Below are 15,963 nucleotides of genomic sequence, written 5' to 3' on the forward strand. Positions count from 1 at the left end.
GTGTATCGCCGCCGTTACAGCAGCGTGCGCAACTGCTCGGCCAGCCGCAGGCTGAGTGCGACGATGGTGAAGGTCGGGAACGCCCAGCCGCCGGTCGGGAAGACCGAACTGCCGGCGACGTGCAGGTTGTCCATGCCATGCACCTTGCCCTGTGGATCGACCACGCCCCGCGATGGGTCCTCGGCCATGCGCGTCGTGCCGATGTGGTGCGCGGTACCTCGAAGCGAGGGCGGGCCTTCGCCGTACGTCCATGGCGCGGGTTCGAAGTGTCCGTCGCAGGCCCTGGCAAGGCCGCCGCCGGCGAGGCGGGTCATGGTGCGCCAGGTGTGCCGGTCGAGTTCGTTGACGCGCCAGTCCACCCGCACGCGGCGCAGGCCCAGCCCGTCGACATCCATGCCGAGCGTGACCCGGCTGTCGCGGTGGGGCGCCTGTTCGAAGAAACCGACCAGCTCGACGCGGTCGCTGCGTACCACGGGCCGGTCCGCGACCTTGTGCGCCACCGCGCGGATCACGTCGCCGATGTTCAGGCCGAGCCGGACCGCGTTGATGGCGAGGCCATGGTGGATGGTGGCCACGTCGCCGCCGGGCCCGTTCTGCAGGGCGGCGCAGAGCCGTGCCTCAAGCAGGGTCGCTTCCGTCCGCACAGTGGGGCGCAGGGTGGCGCGCAGGCCGCGCAGGGCACGGATGCCCTGGGGCACCTCGCCTTCCACGGGAAAGGGATGCACGCGCGCATTGAGGCTGCGATGGCGTCGCTGCGCCTCGATGGAAAGGCCGATCTCCGGCGCGAGCGGCGCACGTACCTTGCCGATCGTGCGCTCGTACGGACGGGTGACGCGGTCGGGCTCGCCTGCGCGGATCGTGCCGATCGTGCCCCGGGGATGATCCATGAAATAACGGCCGACCAGGTCGCGGTCGTTGCCGAGGCCGCTGGACGCGACGCTGTCGGAAAGAAGGAGGATGCGCGCGTTCTCGATACCGCCCGCCGCCAACACGTAATGCCGCGCACGCACGCGGCCGCGGCGACCGTCGAGCGTGCCGATCCGGGCGCCGGTGACCACGGTCGCATCGGCGTTGGCTTCGAGTTCCATGACGTTCGCGTGCAGCAGCACGGTGATGTTCGGTGCCTGGTGCAGCTCCTCGCGGTAGGCTTCGCCGAACGTGATCGGGCTCCTGGCGAAGATGAAGTTCACCAGTTCCCCGGCGTCGAGGTCGAGAGGGCGGCGTGGCGGCGGGCCGTCGAACTCGCCTGGCCCGAAGCCGTGCGAGGCATCGATGCGACAGAATTCGCGGGCGCGCTCGTACCAGGGGGCGAGGTCGGCGAAACGCAGGGGCCAGCCACTGTCGGGCACCCAGTCACGCGGTTCGAGGTCGCTGTCGGCGAAGGGAATGCAGCCACCGCCCCACAGCGTGCAGCTGCCGCCGAACACGCGCATGCGCGACGTACCGGCATCGAAGGGGAGGTCGCCGGTGGAGTCGCCTTCGTACAAGGACTGGCTGCGGTCCTCGCCGGCGAGGCCGCCCCCTTCGATGAGGCAGACCGTGGTGGAACTGCCGGCGAAGGCTCGGGCGATGGCGATGCCGGCAGGCCCGGCACCGACGATGCACAGGTCGGCCTGGAGGTCGGCGGGTGCCGACCCATCGAGGTAGTCGACGATCAAGATGCGCCTCCCGTTCTTATCGCGCGCATCCTACGCACCGTAAAATTCGCGATACCAGGCGACGAAACGCGCCACGCCCTCGGCCACGTCGATCTTCGGCGCATAGCCGGTGGCCTGGACGAGCGCGGAAACGTTCGCTTCGGTGTCGGGGACATCGCCGGGCTGCAGTGGCAGCATGTCCAGCCGCGCCGTGCGTCCCAGGCATTTCTCCAGCACTTCGATATAGCGCAGCAATTCCACCGGCTTCTCGTTGCCGATGTTGAAGATGCGATAGGGCGCGACCCCGCTCGTGCCCGGGTCGGGGCGGTCCCCGGACCAGTTCGCGTCGGCGGCGGGTACCCGGTCCAGCGTGCGCAGCACGCCCTCGACGATGTCGTCGACGTAGGTGAAGCTGCGCTTGTGCCTGCCGTGATTGAAGACCCGGACGGGCTCGCCGGCGAGGATGGCCCGGGTGAACAGGAACAACGCCATGTCGGGCCGGCCCCACGGCCCATAGACCGTGAAGAAGCGCAGGCCGGTGCAGGGGAGGCCGTAGAGGTGGGCATAGCTGTGCGCCATCTGCTCGTTCGCCTTCTTGCTGGCCGCATACAGCGTCAACGGGTGCTCGGTGGGCTGGTGCTCGGAAAACGGCATGCGCGTATTCGCGCCATACACCGAACTGGTCGAGGCGAAGACGAGGTGTTCCACCTCGTGCCTGCGGCATCCTTCCAGCACGTGGAGGAAGCCGGTCACATTGCTCGACACATAGACATGGGGGTTCGTCGCCGCGTAACGCACGCCCGCCTGCGCCGCCAGGTTGATCACCCGGCGAGGCTTGTGCGTGGCGAAAACGGCCTCGATCGCGTCGCGATCGGCGAGGTCGGCATGCACGTGGGTATAACCGGGCTGGCCCTCGAAGTGGGCCAGCCGCGCTTTCTTCAGGGTCACGTCGTAGTAGTCGGACAGATTGTCCAGCCCGACCACTTCGTCGCCACGCTCCAGCAGGCGCGTCGCGACGTGGTATCCGATGAAGCCGGCGGTGCCCGTGACGAGTACTTTCATACGGGCTCCCGCATCGTCAGAGCCTGCCGTCCACCGCGTCGCGGGGCAGCACGTACTTCACGTCGTAGACCACGGACAACGGCTTCCCGAACGCGCGGATGCCGTCCGCGCCAAGCGCGACGAACTCGCGATGGCCCACCGCGACCACCACGGCGTCGTAGCCTCCATGCGTGGGTTCCGCGACCGGCTCGATACCGTATTCGTGCATCGCCTCGCTGGCGCGGACCCAGGGATCGTGGACGTCGGCCGCGACGCCATAACCTTCCAGGGCGTGGAGGATGTCGACCACCCGCGTATTGCGCAGGTCCGGGCAGTTTTCCTTGAAGGCCAGGCCCAGTACCAGTACGCGGGCGGCCACCGGGTTGATGCCCTTGCGCACCATCAGCCGCACCAGTTCTCCCGCGATGTACGAGCCCATGCCGTCGTTCGTGCGGCGGCCGGCGAGGATCACATCCGGGTGGTGGCCCACTTGCTGGGCCTTGTGCGTGAGGTAGTACGGGTCGACGCTGATGCAATGGCCTCCGACCAGCCCGGGCCGGAACGGCAGGAAGTTCCATTTCGTGCCGGCCGCCTCCAACACTTCGAGCGTGTCGATGCCGAGCTTGTTGAACAGGATCGCCAGGTCGTTGACCAGGGCGATATTGAGGTCGCGCTGCGTGTTCTCGATGACCTTTGCCGCCTCGGCCACCTTCATGGAACTGGCGCGATGCGTTCCCGCGGTGATGATCGAGCGATAAATGGCGTCGACGAAGTCGGCGACGGCGGGCGTCGAGCCCGAGGTGACCTTGAGAATCCCGGTCACTCGATGCGCCTTGTCGCCTGGATTGATGCGCTCCGGGCTGTATCCCGCGAAGAAGTCCTCGTTGAAGACCAACCCGGAGACGCGTTCGAGGATCGGTACGCAGACTTCTTCGGTGCAACCCGGGTACACGGTGGACTCGTAGACGACGACGTCGCCGCGTTTGAGAACTTTGCCCAGGGTTTCGCTCGCGCGGACCAGGGGCGCCAGGTCCGGGCGGCGGGCATCGTCGATGGGCGTGGGCACCGTGACGATGTAGACGTCGCACTCCGCCAGTTCGTCGACATGGGAGGAGAAGCGGAGGCGATCCGCCGCGCCAAGCTCGTCGGCATCGACTTCCAGGGTGGCGTCATGGCCTCCACGGAGCTCCTCGATCCGCTCGTGGCGGATATCGAAGCCCAGGGTCGTGTAGCGCTTGCCGAACTCCACCGCGAGCGGCAGGCCGACGTAACCCAGGCCCACGATGCCGATACGTACCGTATCCAGTGGCCGGGGGACGAAGCCGCCCGCCGCCGCCCATGGGCGCCCGGTCGTCACGGATTCAGCCACATCGGCGTGGCCGGTGGCCCCTCTGAGGCTTGTTGTATCCATGCCGGAGTCCTACCCCTTCGATGACGTCGGAAATCCCCCTCTGGCGGGGGCGACGAAAGCGTAGCAATGCAGGCCGGACTTGCCTGTATGGCTTACGGAGGTGGTCGAATGGCCGATATCGGCAAGACGGCGGCGTTTACAAGGCGTTCCCACCGAGATATGGTTCGTCCGGAATCGCCCACGGATGTGGGCATACGACTACATAATGGCTTCCTGGTCCACTCATGTCCGCGCGATCCTACTTTGGCTCTGTGCGCGTGGCCTTGCTGGACGACCATGCGCTCGTCCTGAAAGGATTGATCGCACATCTTGAGAAATCTCCCACGATCGTCGTCGTCGGCAGTCACGCGAGCAGTCGCAGCTTCCGCGCCATGCTGGCCACCATGCCGGTGGACGTCGCCCTGATCGACTATTCGCTCGCGTTGGACGACATCGACGGCATCGCCCTGATCAAATTGCTGCGGGCGGGCTACCCGAGGATGAAGATCCTGGTGGTATCCGCGCATGACCAGGACCTGGTGATCCACAGCCTGCGCCAGGCCGGTGCCGATGGATTCGTCGCCAAGAGCCAGGACCCCGACGAAGTGATCCGCGCCATCGACGCGGTCATGACCGGCAGGGAGTACCTGCCGCCGCGCGACCAGGACGTCGCCGAACCGACCGGGGTGGTGGCGCTTTCGCCGCGCGAATGGGAGGTGATCCGGCAGTTGCTCGAGGGGTTGACCGTCGGCCAGATCGCGGCACGGTCGGGCCGCAGCCTGAAAACGATCAGCACGCAGAAGTCCGCCGCGTTCCGCAAACTGCGCGTCACGTCCGACAACGAGCTCTATCTCCTGCGGGATTACATCCTCGCGCTGGGCGCTGGCCCGACGTGAGGCGGGCCTTCGCGTTCATCCTTTCGTTGCTCGTCGTATCGAGCATCGTGGCGGGCGAGGCGCCGGATGCCGAGGCGCGCAAGCGCTGGATCGCCGCGCACCCCGTGCTACGGATAGCGATCGATCCGCAACAGGGATCCGAGATAAGCAATGGCCAGTCCAATCCGCTGGTCAGCCAGTACCTGGAACTGGTGGCGCGGCATACCGGGCTGCGCGTGACGACGGTGCGCACTCGCTCGTGGGAGGAATCGGTTCGCGCCTTCCTCGACGGACGCATCGACATGCTGCCCTCGCTCAGCGACCGCCTGCTCATGGCGGACGTGGGCGACCGGGCGCTGATTTCCGCGCCGTTCTACGTCGGCCGCACCGTCATCATCAGCCGTACGGTGGGGCCGGCGACGCTCGACATGGGTGCGCTTGAGGGCCGCACGGTCGCTTTCAAGGGTGGCGGTGTCTACGAATCCTGGCTACGCCGGGAGCATCCCTCGATCACCCGCCTTCCGCTGGCCGATGTCCACCAGGTGCTCGCGGCGGTGGAGACGGGCATCGCGGATGCCGCCGTGGGCGTGGACGTGGCCTACCATCCCATCGTCCGGCGCGACTACACGTTGAGCCTGCGTATCGCCGGCAATGTCAGCGAAATGCCGGTCACGATCCGCGTGGCGGTACGCAAGGACGCGCCGGAGCTGCTGGGCATCCTCGACGACAGCCTGCGCGGCGTCAGCGCGGGCGAGAACCAGGCGGTGATCGAGCGCTGGCTGGAAACCGCCTACCTGCGCGCTCCCACGCTATCCCAGGTGGCTTCCGCCTACCGCGTCGAGATCGGCCTGGGCCTGGCGCTCGTGCTGGTGCTGTTCTTCGCCCTATGGCAGTTGCGACGCGCGCAACTGGCGTCGCGCAGGGGCGAGAAGCAAAAGACGATGCTCCTGGCGGTCATGAGCCATGAGGTGCGCAACGCGGTGAACGCGGTGGTCTCGTCGATCGATCTCCTCTCGCGCACGTCGCTGGAGGGGCCTCAACGCGACCTGATGGCCATCGCGCAGTCGAGTAGCCGGAATCTTCAGAATCTCCTCAAGAGTGCGCTGGACTACAGCCGCTCGGAAAGCGTCGGTTTCACCGCCGACCTTGCCGCCTGCGATGCCGTCGCCGTGGCGCGACAGGTGATCGAAGGCCAGCGGGGAACGATCGAGCAGAAGGGGTTGGCGGTGCGCCTCGACCTGCCCATGGGCCCGTTGCCCTGGTTGTTGCTCGACGAGACCCGTCTGCGCCAGTTGATGGAAAACCTGCTGTCCAACGCGGTGAAATTCACCGAACGCGGGCACGTCGGCATCGCGATGTGGCAATCGGCCGGCGAGGCGGTGGACGACGTGCGCCACTTCATCGTCGAGGTGTTCGATACCGGGATCGGCGTGCCGCCGGAAAGGCAGCGCCAGCTCTTCAGGCCTTTCTCACAGGCGCATGGCGTGCATTCCGCACGCATGGGAGGCAGCGGGCTGGGCCTGGGCATCTGCGCGGAAATCGTGCGTCACCTCGGTGGGCGTCTCGACCTGAGCAGCGATGTCAGTGTCGGTACGGCCGTCCGGATCGAGCTGCCGACCAGTCGCGTTCCCGTGACGACTCCGGCCGACGGGCCGGAAACGGCCGGCGGCGAAACGGCCCCCGCGGTGAGTGGCGTCGTATTGCTCGTCGAGGATCACCCGGCCAACCGGCAGATCATCGCGGCACAGTTGAAGTTCCTGGGTTACGAGACCCATGCCGTGGACCATGGCCAGGCGGCGATCGATGCCTTCGTGCCCGGCCACTTCGCCGGGGTATTGCTGGATTGCGAACTGCCGGACATGCAGGGCTACGACATCGCCGCGGAATTGCGCGCGCGCGAGGCTTCCGCCGGTGTATCGAGTACCCGCTTCATCGCCATTTCCGCGAACGATGGCGAGGCCCACATCCGGCGTTGCGAGGAAAGCGGCATCGACACGGTGCTGGGCAAACCCCTGTCGCTCGACGGCCTGAGGGACGCCCTGGCGGGTGCCCCGGGAACGACGCTGGCCGAGCGGACCTTCCACGACGAGAGCCTGCGCGACGTCGCCGCCATCCGCGGGGCGATGGAAGAGGCCGATCCGGAGTCGGCCTTGCACGTGGCGCACAGGCTCAAGGGAGCCGCCCTGGTATTCGGTGCGCTGGCCCTGGTGGAAGACGTGGAGCGCGTGGAGGCGCTGCTCCAGGCACGTCCGGTACCGCGCGGCGACATCGACGCCTTGCTGCAGGAAATCGCGGACAGGTTGTAACGATTCTTTCAATTTCCGTCATCGTCCCCCATGTCATGCTGGTTTCCTTCTCCCCCAAGTAACGGAGTCCAGCATGACAAGCATCAACGCATCCGCAAGCGGCACGTTCAGGATAGGCGGCGATCTCGAGGTCAACCGTCTCGGCTTCGGCGCCATGCGTATCACCGGCAAGGGCATCTGGGGTGATCCCGCCGACCCCAAGGCCGCGCGCGACACGCTGGCGAAGCTGCCCGCGCTCGGCGTGAACCTCATCGATACCGCCGACAGCTACGGCCCCTATGTCAGCGAGGACCTGATTCGCGAGGTACTGCATCCGTACAAGGGCATGGTCATCGCGACGAAAGGCGGCCTCACCCGGCACGGCCCGGATATCTGGGCGCCGCTGGGCCGTCCGGAGTACCTGCGCCAGTGCGTGCTGATGAGCCTGCGCCGCCTCGGCGTCGACCGGATCGACCTCTGGCAGCTGCATCGCATCGACGCCAAGGTGCCGCGTGACGAGCAGTTCGGCGTGATCCGCGACATGCAGAACGAAGGCCTCATCCGCCACGTGGGCCTGTCCGAGGTCAACGTCGAGGAAATCGAAGCCGCCTCGAAGTTCTTCAAGGTGGCGACGGTGCAGAACCTGTACAACCTCGGCAATCGCCAGAGCGAGGCCGTGGTGGATTACGCGGACAAGCACGGCATCGGCTTCATTCCCTGGTACCCGCTGGCCGCCGGCGATCTCGCGAAGGACGGTTCGGTGTTGTCCGGCATCGCCAGGAAGCTAGGGGCGACCGATGGCCAGGTGGCGCTGGCGTGGTTGCTGAAGCGCACGCCGGTGATGTTGCCGATCCCCGGCACCGGCAGTCCCGGTCATCTCGAGGAAAACGTCAAGGGCGCTTCGCTGCAGCTCTCGCAGGAGGATTACGAAGCACTGGAGCACGCGGTGAAGAAGTGACCGGGGTGGGGCGAGGAGTGCCTAGCGCGCGTGGAACGACGGCTGGTCCGCACGTTCCGCGCGTGCCTCGTACAACTTGCGGTCCGCCATGGCGAGCGTGTCCGACAGGATCGCTCCACGAGGTTTCAGGGCCGCGCCGAGGGTGAAGGCGATCGGCGCCTCCGCCGCGTTCGCGCGCAATTGCTCCACGAGGCCCGCGAGGCGATCGTTGTCGGCCTCGCGCATGACGACCAGGAACTCATCGCCACCCAGGCGGATCACGGCGTCGCCGTCGCGGACGTGCTTGCGCAGGAACTGCGCCACACCGACCAGTACGTCGTCGCCGCGTTGGTGCCCGTAGGTATCGTTGACCGCCTTGAAACGGTCGAGGTCGACGGCGATGCAGCCCAGCGGTTCATCCACGGAGGATTCCGCCAGATAGGCCAGGTAACGGCGATTGAAGCACTGCGTGAGCGGATCGCTCAGCGACCATTCGCGCAATTGCCGTTCCTGCCGGTGTTGTTCCGTGATGTCCTGCGCGTGGCCGAGCACATAGCGCTCTTCGCCATCGTCGTCGAGCACGTTGTGGTAGGCCCAGATGCGCAACTCGCCGTTTGCCGCGCACAGTTCCAGGCGCCCCGAGTCGCTTCCCGTGGTGGCGATCCGCTGAAGGTACTGCTGGAACAGTGGCATCTTCTCCGGCCGCATGAAGTCGGAAAGGGGGCGCCCCATCAGCTGGTTGATCGGGTAGCCGAGCGACCTCGCCGCGGCGGGATTGATCGAGAGCAGGATGCCGTCCAGGTCGTGCGTGCAGATCAGGCCGAGGCTGAACTGGAACAGCTGGCGAAAGCGCCGCTCGCTCGCTTCCACCGATGCGACCGCATTGCGCAGGATGTCCTGCCATTCCTGCGCGCCACGCCGGAGATCCCTCTCGGCGGTGATCTCCCGGGCCAGTTCCGCATTGCGTTCGACATCGAGGCTACGCTGTTCGAGCACCTGTTCGGCCACCTTGGCCAATTCCGCGAGGATCGTCTTCTGCCGGACATCGAAGTGAACCCGGGAGCCGGCGGCGACCAGGTCCGCCAGCGTCATCGGCTCGCCCGCCACGAGCGAGGCGGCCCGCAGGAGGCTTTCGAACAAGGGCTGGCGCGTGCTGTCCAGGCGGGCTCCGTGTGGCGCGGGCCGTGAGGGAAGATGGTAATGGACGGTACCGCTTATCCCGGCCGTGGGGAGTGATGCGCGTCACGAGCCCATCGGAGTCCATGGCGGACCCGCCTAATGCAGCTTGACCGGGGGCAGCGTCGTGTTGCGCAGCCAGTCCGCCAGCCATAGCGCGGTGGCTCGTGGCCATCCGTGCAGGGTGGCGCGATGCATATGCTGGAGGGAGACATAAAGCATCTTCGCCAGCCAACCGCGCATGGGGATCAGCGCCTTGCCGCGGGGTCCCGACGGCAGTTCGCCGGTGGCCTGGCGCTCGCCCAGGGACACCAGGGTGCCCTTGGCGTGATAGGTGAACGGCGATACCGGTTCGCCGAGGATCGCGCGCGGCAGTGCCCGGGACAGGTAGTTGGCCTGCTGGTGCGCCGCCTGTGCGGTGGGCGGCACGCTGGGACCGCCAGGCGTGGCGGGGGCGAAGGCGCAGTCGCCGATGGCATAGACGTGGTCGACGCCTTGTGCGGCCAATCTGTCATCGACCACGATCCGGCGGTCCCTGGACAACTGGAAGGGCCCGAGGCCCGCGACCATGTCGTGGCCGGTGACGCCAGCGGCCCATACCTGGATGTCGCAGTCGACCGTGCTGCCGTCGGACAAGTGGAACGCGCCGCGCTCCACGGATTTCACGCCTACGCCCACGCGTACCACCACGCCCATGTGCTCGAGTATCCGCTGCGCCGACGCGGACGTGCGCGGGTCCACGGCGGGGAGTACGCGCGTAGCCATGTCCATGAGGGTGATATCGAGCTTGGAGGCGGAATCGAGGCCGCCGTAGCGGTGCATGTCGTTGAAGGCATGGTGCAGTTCCGCGGCCAGCTCGACGCCCGTGGCACCCGCGCCGACGATGCCGATGGAGATGCGCCGGGTGGGATCGCCCGCGCCGCGTAGGGCCAGCGCGAGGATCTTCCGGCGCAGCGCGACGGCCTGTGCCGGGCTGTCGAGCATGTCGCAATAGTCGAGCACGCCCGGCGTGCCGAAGTCGTTCACGCGGCTGCCAAAGGCGAGCACGAGGGTATCGTAGGAAAGCGTGCGGGGCGGCAGGATCAATTCGTCGGTCTGCGGCAGGCGTACTTCCGCCAGGTCGATCGTGCGTGCCTCCGTATCCACCCGCTTGAGGGCACCGGGTTCGTATCGATAACCGTGGGATTGCGCGTGGGCAAGGAAGGGCACGGCTTCCTCTCCGTCGCCGAGCAGGCCGGCGGCGAGTTCGTGAAGGCGAGGTTTCCAGAAGTGGCTGGGATCGCGGTCGACCAGGGCCACGTCGAGGTCGCCCCGCTTGCCGAGCCGGGTGGCGAGTTCGATGCCCGCCGCACCGCCGCCGACGATGACCACGGTATGCGCGCCCGGTTGCTTGGAAGCGGTCATGAGCGAGTCTCCTGATGGTTGCACACAGCATAGCGGCCAAATCGTTGGTTGCTTGCGAAGACCTGCCGTGCCATATAAACAAGCTACCCCGGAGAAGATTCCATGTGCCTGTCACCGGTGTCGCGGATCGACGCCAAGCTCGCCGTCGTCTTTCAATCCCTTGGCTTGCCCGCGCACCTCGCTCGCGCGCAGCCGTCCGATCGCCCCGAACTGGGCGACTTGCAATGCAATGGCGCGCTTGGCGGCGCGCGGGAGCTCCGACGGGCGCCCCGGCTCGTCGCCGAGGACATCGCTTCATGCCTTCGCGGCGATCCGGCCTTCGCTTCCGTCGAGGTCGCCGGCCCCGGCTTCGTCAACCTGCGCTTGTCCATGGATTTCCTCGCCACCTGCGGCGCCGACATGGTCGCCGACGAGCGCCTGGGCATCGTCGACGAGGGGCGGGGCCGTCTCGTCATCCTGGACTTCGGCGGGCCGAACGTGGCGAAGCCCTTGCACGTGGGCCACCTGCGTTCACTGGTGCTCGGCGAGAGCCTGCGCCGCATCCACGCGGCATTGGGTTGGCGTACGCACGCGGATGCGCACCTGGGCGACTGGGGCTTGCAGATGGGCATGCTGAGCGCCGCGATCCGCCACCGCGCGCCGGAACTGGCTTATTTCCACCCGGCGGCGGGCCAGCCATACCCCGCGAATCCTCCCGTGACGCTGCCGGAGCTGGAGCGGCTCTACCCGGAAGCCGCGGCGGCATGCCGGGCGGACCCGGAGCGGATGGCCGAGGCGCGCGCGGATACCGCGGCGCTGCAAGCGGGCGATCCGGGCCTGCTTGCGTTGTGGCACGCCTTGCGCGCATTGAGCCTGGAAGCCCAGGTCGCCGACTTTCGGGAGCTGGGCATCGTGTTCGACGCGCTGGACGGGGAAAGCGACGTGCGCGATGCCATCGCGCCCTTGGTCGAGCGCCTGCTCGCGTCGGGCGTGGCACGCCAAAGCGACGGTGCCCTGGTGGTCGATGTCGCGGAACCGGGCGATAGCCATGACGTGCCGCCGTTGCTGTTGGCCAAGAGCGATGGCGCCGCTCTTTATGCGACCACCGACCTGGCGACCCTGGAAGCGCGCGCCGCCATGAGCGGCCTCGCGCGCGTGGTGTATGTGGTCGACCAGCGCCAGGCGCTGCATTTCGCCCAGGTATTCCGTGCCGCTGGAAAGGCGGGCATCGCGCCCGGCGTGGAGTTGCTGCACGCGGGCTTCGGTACCGTGAACGGGCGCGACGGCAAGCCATTCAAGACGCGCGACGGCGGTGTGGCCAGGCTTACCGACCTGCTCGACGAAGCCATCGAACGGGCCGCCGCGCGTATCGGTGAATCCGGTCATGGAGCCGGCCTGGACGACGCCGGACGCATGGTGCTTGCAAGGCAGGTGGGTATCGGCGCGGTGAAGTTCGCCGACCTCTCCGGCGATCGCCTGTCCGGCTATGTATTCGACGCGGATCGCCTGGTGGCGTTCGAGGGACGCACGGGGCCGTACTTGCAATACGCGTGCGTGCGCTTGCGTTCGTTGCTGGACAAGGCTGCCGGCTTCGCATCGGGACCGGTGGTGCCGGTCCTGGGCGAAGAGCGCGACCTGCTGCTGTCGTGCCTCGGTTTCGCTGGCACCGTGTCGGAGGCGGGGCGCGAACTGCAGCCGGGTATCCTGGCGGAGTACGCATTCGGCGTGGCGCAGCGTTTCAGCCGCTTTTACGCGGCGTGCGCCGTGATCGGCGAACCCGATCCCGCCGTTCGCGCCTCCAGGCTCGGACTGTGCATGCTGGCCCTGCGCGTGCTTGAAACATCGCTGGACCTGCTCGGCCTGGACGTGCCGCCGCGCATGTAGCCGATGGGGCAGGGGCCGCGGCGCCAGCCGCCGCGGCCGATGCCATCACGCCTTCGAGTAGGCCTCGGTCGCGTCCATCACGCGCGCCGAATAGACCAGCGCCGCACCGGCATTGAGCGCCACCGCCACGCCGAGGGCTTCGGCGATCTCCTCCTTCGTCGCACCGTTCTTCAGCGCTTCCGCGGTATGCACGGTGATACACCCGTCGCAGCGCGTCGTCACCGCGACGGCGAGCGCGATCAACTCGCGTGTCTTCGCGTCGAGGTGGTTGGTCTTCGCTCCCGCGGCGGAAAGCGCCTGGTAGCCCTGCACGGTGCCGGGGCTCAGCTTGGCGATCTCGCCGATACGTCCCATCAACTGACTGCGATATTCGACCCAATCGAGCATGACATGGTCCTCCGATGATCCGGCGGCACGGTATGCGTCGTCGGCAGGCACATCATGATCCTGGACAGGGGGCGTGTGAACGCCGCGGTGACGCAAGGTTTGGCTCGATCGTCTCAGTCCCGGTCATGAGGTGGGCGGACGGAAGGTCGCAGGGAGCGCGCATTCGCAGGGATCGGCGAGGAACGGCGGTAGCTTTTGCGCGGAAAGCACTCAAGGAGACCACCGTGCGTTACCTGAAGACACTTACCGCGACCCTGTTGTGCGCCGCCGCGCCTGCCTTCGCCCAGTCCAGTGAATCGCCATGGCTGTTGCATGTCGGCATCCATGTCGTCGATCCCACCTCGCACAGCGGCCATCTGGCCGGCATGCCCGCCAGCGTGGGCAGCAGTACACGTCCTACCGTGAGCATCGAGTACAAGCTCGACCCCGCGTGGAGCATCGAAGCTCTTGCCGCGGTGCCGTTCCAGCATGACGTGCGGTTATCCGGGCAGCGAGCGGTTCGCGTGAAGCAGCTACCTCCCGTGATCGGCGTGAATTACCGTTTCCTGCCCGGCAAGCGTGTGTCGCCGTTCGTGGGCGCCGGCGTGAACTACACGAAGTTCTTCGACGCCAAGGGGCGTGGCGTGCTGGAAGGCGTCGATACCGATCTCGAATCCAGTTGGGGCATCGCATGGCATGCCGGCGTGGACATCGCGCTGGACCCGCGCTGGAGCTTCACCGTCGATGCGCGATACATCGATATCGACAGCAAGGTGAGCGTGGCGGGAACGACGGTCGGCACGGCTCACGTCGATCCCTGGGTCTATGGCGTGAGCGTGGGATATCGCTTCTGATTTGCCCGCCGTGCCGTGACCATGAATACTTCGGGCATGGATGCTCTTACCCGCGTGCTCGAACTGGCCAATGTGCAAGGCGCCCTCGATGTTCGCTGTTACCTCGCGGGAGGTTTCAGCCTCGATCATCAGGATGCCTTGCCGGGCGAAGCGCCGTTCCATCTCGTGCTTTCCGGTGCGGCAAGGCTGGAATTGCCGGGACATGTCACCGTGGACATGGCCGCGGGCGACCTGGTCGTGCTTCCGCAGGGGACTCGTCATCGCATTCACGATGGTGGGCCGCGTTCGGCGGCCGTGGAACCGCTGCTGGACAACCGTGGTCCATTGGATATCAAGCGGAACACGCTGGGGCCAGCCGACCTGGACCTGCTCTGTGGACGTTTCACGTTCGCGCCCGATGCGGCGCGCCTGTTGCTGGGTGCGCTGCCTGAAGTCATGCATGCGAGGCTCGCGGACGACCACGGCATGGGCGCGTTGGAAGCCATCGTCGGCATCTTTCGCGACGAAGTAACGCGACTCGAGCCCGGGGCCCTGTCGGTGGTGACGGCGTTGACGCGCGCCTTGTTCGTCTTTGCCCTGCGTGCCCATCTCCGCCAGGACAGCTTGCCGCCATCGCTGCTCTCGTTGATGGGCGATCCGCGGCTCGCCAATGCGGTGCTCGCGATGCTGCGCGATCCGGCACGCGAGTGGACCGTGGCGATGCTGGCGTCGGAAGCGGCGATGTCGCGCGCCACCTTCGCCAGACACTTCGAGGCGAAGGGCAAGGTTCCGCCACACGAGGTGCTCACCCTGTTGCGCATGCACCTTGCCGGCGACCTGTTGCGTCGCGGCGAGCTAACGGCTGGCGCCGTGGCCGATCGCGTGGGCTACAAGTCGGAGTCGGCCTTCGGCAAGACCTTCGCACGTGTGATGGGCACCACGCCGGCCCGCTTCCGGCGGGACAATCAGTTGAGGTGAACGGGCATCCCTGGTGGAAGGCCTTGTTGGAAGGCTGTTGTGGGAGCCGACCCTGTCGGCGATGCGTGCTTGCCGTGACCTGGCCCGCTGCCGCGGGATCGCCGACAAGGTCGGCTCCCACCAGGTCTAGTCATCCTTGGTAGGGGGAGTTCCGCTGTTGTGGGAGCCGACTCTGTCGGCGATGGGTGCTTGCCGTGACCTGGCCCGCTGCCGCGGGATAGCCGACAAGGTCGGCTCCCACCAGGTCTGGTCATCCTTGGTAGGGGGAGTTCCGCTGTTGTGGGAGCCGACTCTGTCGGCGATGGGTGCTTGCGATGACCTGGCCCGCTGCCGCGGGATCGCCGACAAGGTCGGCTCCCACCAGGGTGTGGCAAGGGGGTGGCAGGAGTGGGATGCGGGTTTCATGGGGCGCAAGATGCGGATGGTTCGCGGGCGGTTCGCGGGGGACGATGCGTGTGACCCCCTCAAGGAACCTTCCACCATGTCATTCCGTATCAGCGGCCTCGACCCTCAACCTTACATGTCTCTGTACGGCCTCGACGAGGCATCGCTCAAGGCCCGCGGCGTGATCCGCACGATGGCCACCGACGGCACCGGTTTTCCCGAACGCGTGGAACTCCGTGCCGCGCGCCGGGGTGAGCCGTTGTTGTTGCTGAACCATATGCACCAACCGGCGGATACACCGTACCGATCGAGCCATGCGATCTTCATCCGCGAAGGCGCGACGGTCCCTTACGAAGGCTACGATGAAGTGCCGGACGTGATGCGCGTCCGTACCTTGTCGCTGCGGGGGTTCGACCGTCATCACCATATCGCCAGCGCCGTCGTCGTCGACGGCGATGCGGCGGCGGAGGCCATCGAACGCCTGTTCGCGATGTCGGCGGTCAGCTATGTCCATGCCCATTACGCCGCGTACGGATGCTATGCCGCACGCGTGGACAGGGCTTGACGCCGCATTCGCCGGAGTGGCGTATAACGGAATCGTTTCCGCGAGGGGCGATTCCCCATGCCAACCACCAGCGAATCCACGATCTGTCCGATCTGCCAGGGTACCGGCATCGTCACCTATGTCGACGAGGACGTCGGTTGCCAGGTGGAGATACCGTGCTGGGCCTGTACCGAACGCGATGAAACGGCGTTGGCCCAGCACTCGCCGAGCGTACCCTGGATCGGCTGAC

Annotated in this window: 14 protein-coding genes; 8 read left to right on the forward strand and 6 right to left on the reverse strand. The window is 66.8% G+C overall.

The genetic code is table 11. The annotated features are described in order from the left end of the window. Positions 1 to 14: 14 nt before the first annotated feature. From ACR9Y6_RS04530 to tviB, 3 genes are read right to left on the reverse strand one after another with little or no spacing between them, the layout of a single operon-like run. Positions 15 to 1,658 (reverse strand): GMC oxidoreductase, encoded by a 1,644-nt coding sequence (locus ACR9Y6_RS04530; RefSeq protein ID WP_481280189.1) that lies wholly within the window; start codon positions 1,656 to 1,658, stop codon positions 15 to 17. A gap of 30 nt (positions 1,659 to 1,688) precedes the next feature. Continuing rightward, entirely contained in the window at positions 1,689 to 2,699 is a 1,011-nt protein-coding gene (locus ACR9Y6_RS04535) for an NAD-dependent epimerase (protein ID WP_481280190.1), read from the reverse strand. A 16-nt stretch (positions 2,700 to 2,715) separates the two neighbouring features. Beyond that, entirely contained in the window at positions 2,716 to 3,984 is a 1,269-nt protein-coding gene (gene tviB / locus ACR9Y6_RS04540) for a Vi polysaccharide biosynthesis UDP-N-acetylglucosamine C-6 dehydrogenase TviB (RefSeq protein WP_481282691.1), read from the reverse strand. Positions 3,985 to 4,313: 329 nt separating this feature from the next. Between tviB and ACR9Y6_RS04545 the strand changes: the two genes are divergently transcribed. The 3 genes from ACR9Y6_RS04545 (at position 4,314) to ACR9Y6_RS04555 (ending at position 8,186) form a co-directional block, all read left to right on the forward strand. After that, the gene (locus ACR9Y6_RS04545) at positions 4,314 to 4,964 is read left to right on the forward strand and encodes a response regulator (protein ID WP_481280191.1); all 651 of its coding nucleotides are present in this window, start codon (positions 4,314 to 4,316) and stop codon (positions 4,962 to 4,964) included. Then, positions 4,961 to 7,249 (forward strand): ATP-binding protein, encoded by a 2,289-nt coding sequence (locus tag ACR9Y6_RS04550; RefSeq protein ID WP_481280192.1) that lies wholly within the window; start codon positions 4,961 to 4,963, stop codon positions 7,247 to 7,249. Before ACR9Y6_RS04545 ends, ACR9Y6_RS04550 begins: the two co-directional genes overlap by 4 nt. A gap of 73 nt (positions 7,250 to 7,322) precedes the next feature. Beyond that, positions 7,323 to 8,186 carry an aldo/keto reductase gene (locus ACR9Y6_RS04555; protein ID WP_481280193.1) on the forward strand — a complete coding sequence of 288 codons (864 nt, stop codon included), beginning with the start codon at positions 7,323 to 7,325 and terminating at the stop codon, positions 8,184 to 8,186. A gap of 21 nt (positions 8,187 to 8,207) precedes the next feature. On the opposite strand, the gene ACR9Y6_RS04560 is transcribed toward ACR9Y6_RS04555, so the two are convergent. Next, positions 8,208 to 9,305, reverse strand: coding sequence for a sensor domain-containing diguanylate cyclase (locus tag ACR9Y6_RS04560; protein WP_481280194.1), 1,098 nt, complete (start codon positions 9,303 to 9,305; stop codon positions 8,208 to 8,210). Positions 9,306 to 9,440: 135 nt separating this feature from the next. Beyond that, entirely contained in the window at positions 9,441 to 10,745 is a 1,305-nt protein-coding gene (locus ACR9Y6_RS04565) for an NAD(P)/FAD-dependent oxidoreductase (protein WP_481280195.1), read from the reverse strand. A 102-nt stretch (positions 10,746 to 10,847) separates the two neighbouring features. Between ACR9Y6_RS04565 and argS the strand changes: the two genes are divergently transcribed. Then, positions 10,848 to 12,608, forward strand: a complete 1,761-nt coding sequence (gene argS, locus ACR9Y6_RS04570) for an arginine--tRNA ligase (protein ID WP_481280196.1) — start codon at positions 10,848 to 10,850, stop codon at positions 12,606 to 12,608. Positions 12,609 to 12,653: 45 nt separating this feature from the next. Here the strand turns inward: argS and ACR9Y6_RS04575 are convergent, their stop codons facing one another. Further along, positions 12,654 to 12,995 carry a carboxymuconolactone decarboxylase family protein gene (locus ACR9Y6_RS04575; RefSeq protein ID WP_426284762.1) on the reverse strand — a complete coding sequence of 114 codons (342 nt, stop codon included), beginning with the start codon at positions 12,993 to 12,995 and terminating at the stop codon, positions 12,654 to 12,656. A gap of 224 nt (positions 12,996 to 13,219) precedes the next feature. On the opposite strand from ACR9Y6_RS04575, the gene ACR9Y6_RS04580 reads away from it, so the two are divergent. The 4 genes from ACR9Y6_RS04580 (at position 13,220) to ACR9Y6_RS04595 (ending at position 15,962) form a co-directional block, all read left to right on the forward strand. After that, positions 13,220 to 13,828 (forward strand): OmpW/AlkL family protein, encoded by a 609-nt coding sequence (locus ACR9Y6_RS04580; protein ID WP_481280197.1) that lies wholly within the window; start codon positions 13,220 to 13,222, stop codon positions 13,826 to 13,828. Between the two features lie 36 nt (positions 13,829 to 13,864). Further along, positions 13,865 to 14,785 (forward strand): AraC family transcriptional regulator, encoded by a 921-nt coding sequence (locus tag ACR9Y6_RS04585; protein ID WP_481280198.1) that lies wholly within the window; start codon positions 13,865 to 13,867, stop codon positions 14,783 to 14,785. Between the two features lie 481 nt (positions 14,786 to 15,266). After that, entirely contained in the window at positions 15,267 to 15,734 is a 468-nt protein-coding gene (locus tag ACR9Y6_RS04590) for a DUF1203 domain-containing protein (protein ID WP_481280199.1), read from the forward strand. A 57-nt stretch (positions 15,735 to 15,791) separates the two neighbouring features. After that, positions 15,792 to 15,962, forward strand: a complete 171-nt coding sequence (locus ACR9Y6_RS04595) for a hypothetical protein (protein WP_481280200.1) — start codon at positions 15,792 to 15,794, stop codon at positions 15,960 to 15,962. Position 15,963 lies beyond the last annotated feature (1 nt).

Source organism: Luteibacter sp. TLI7-4A (assembly GCF_056754745.1).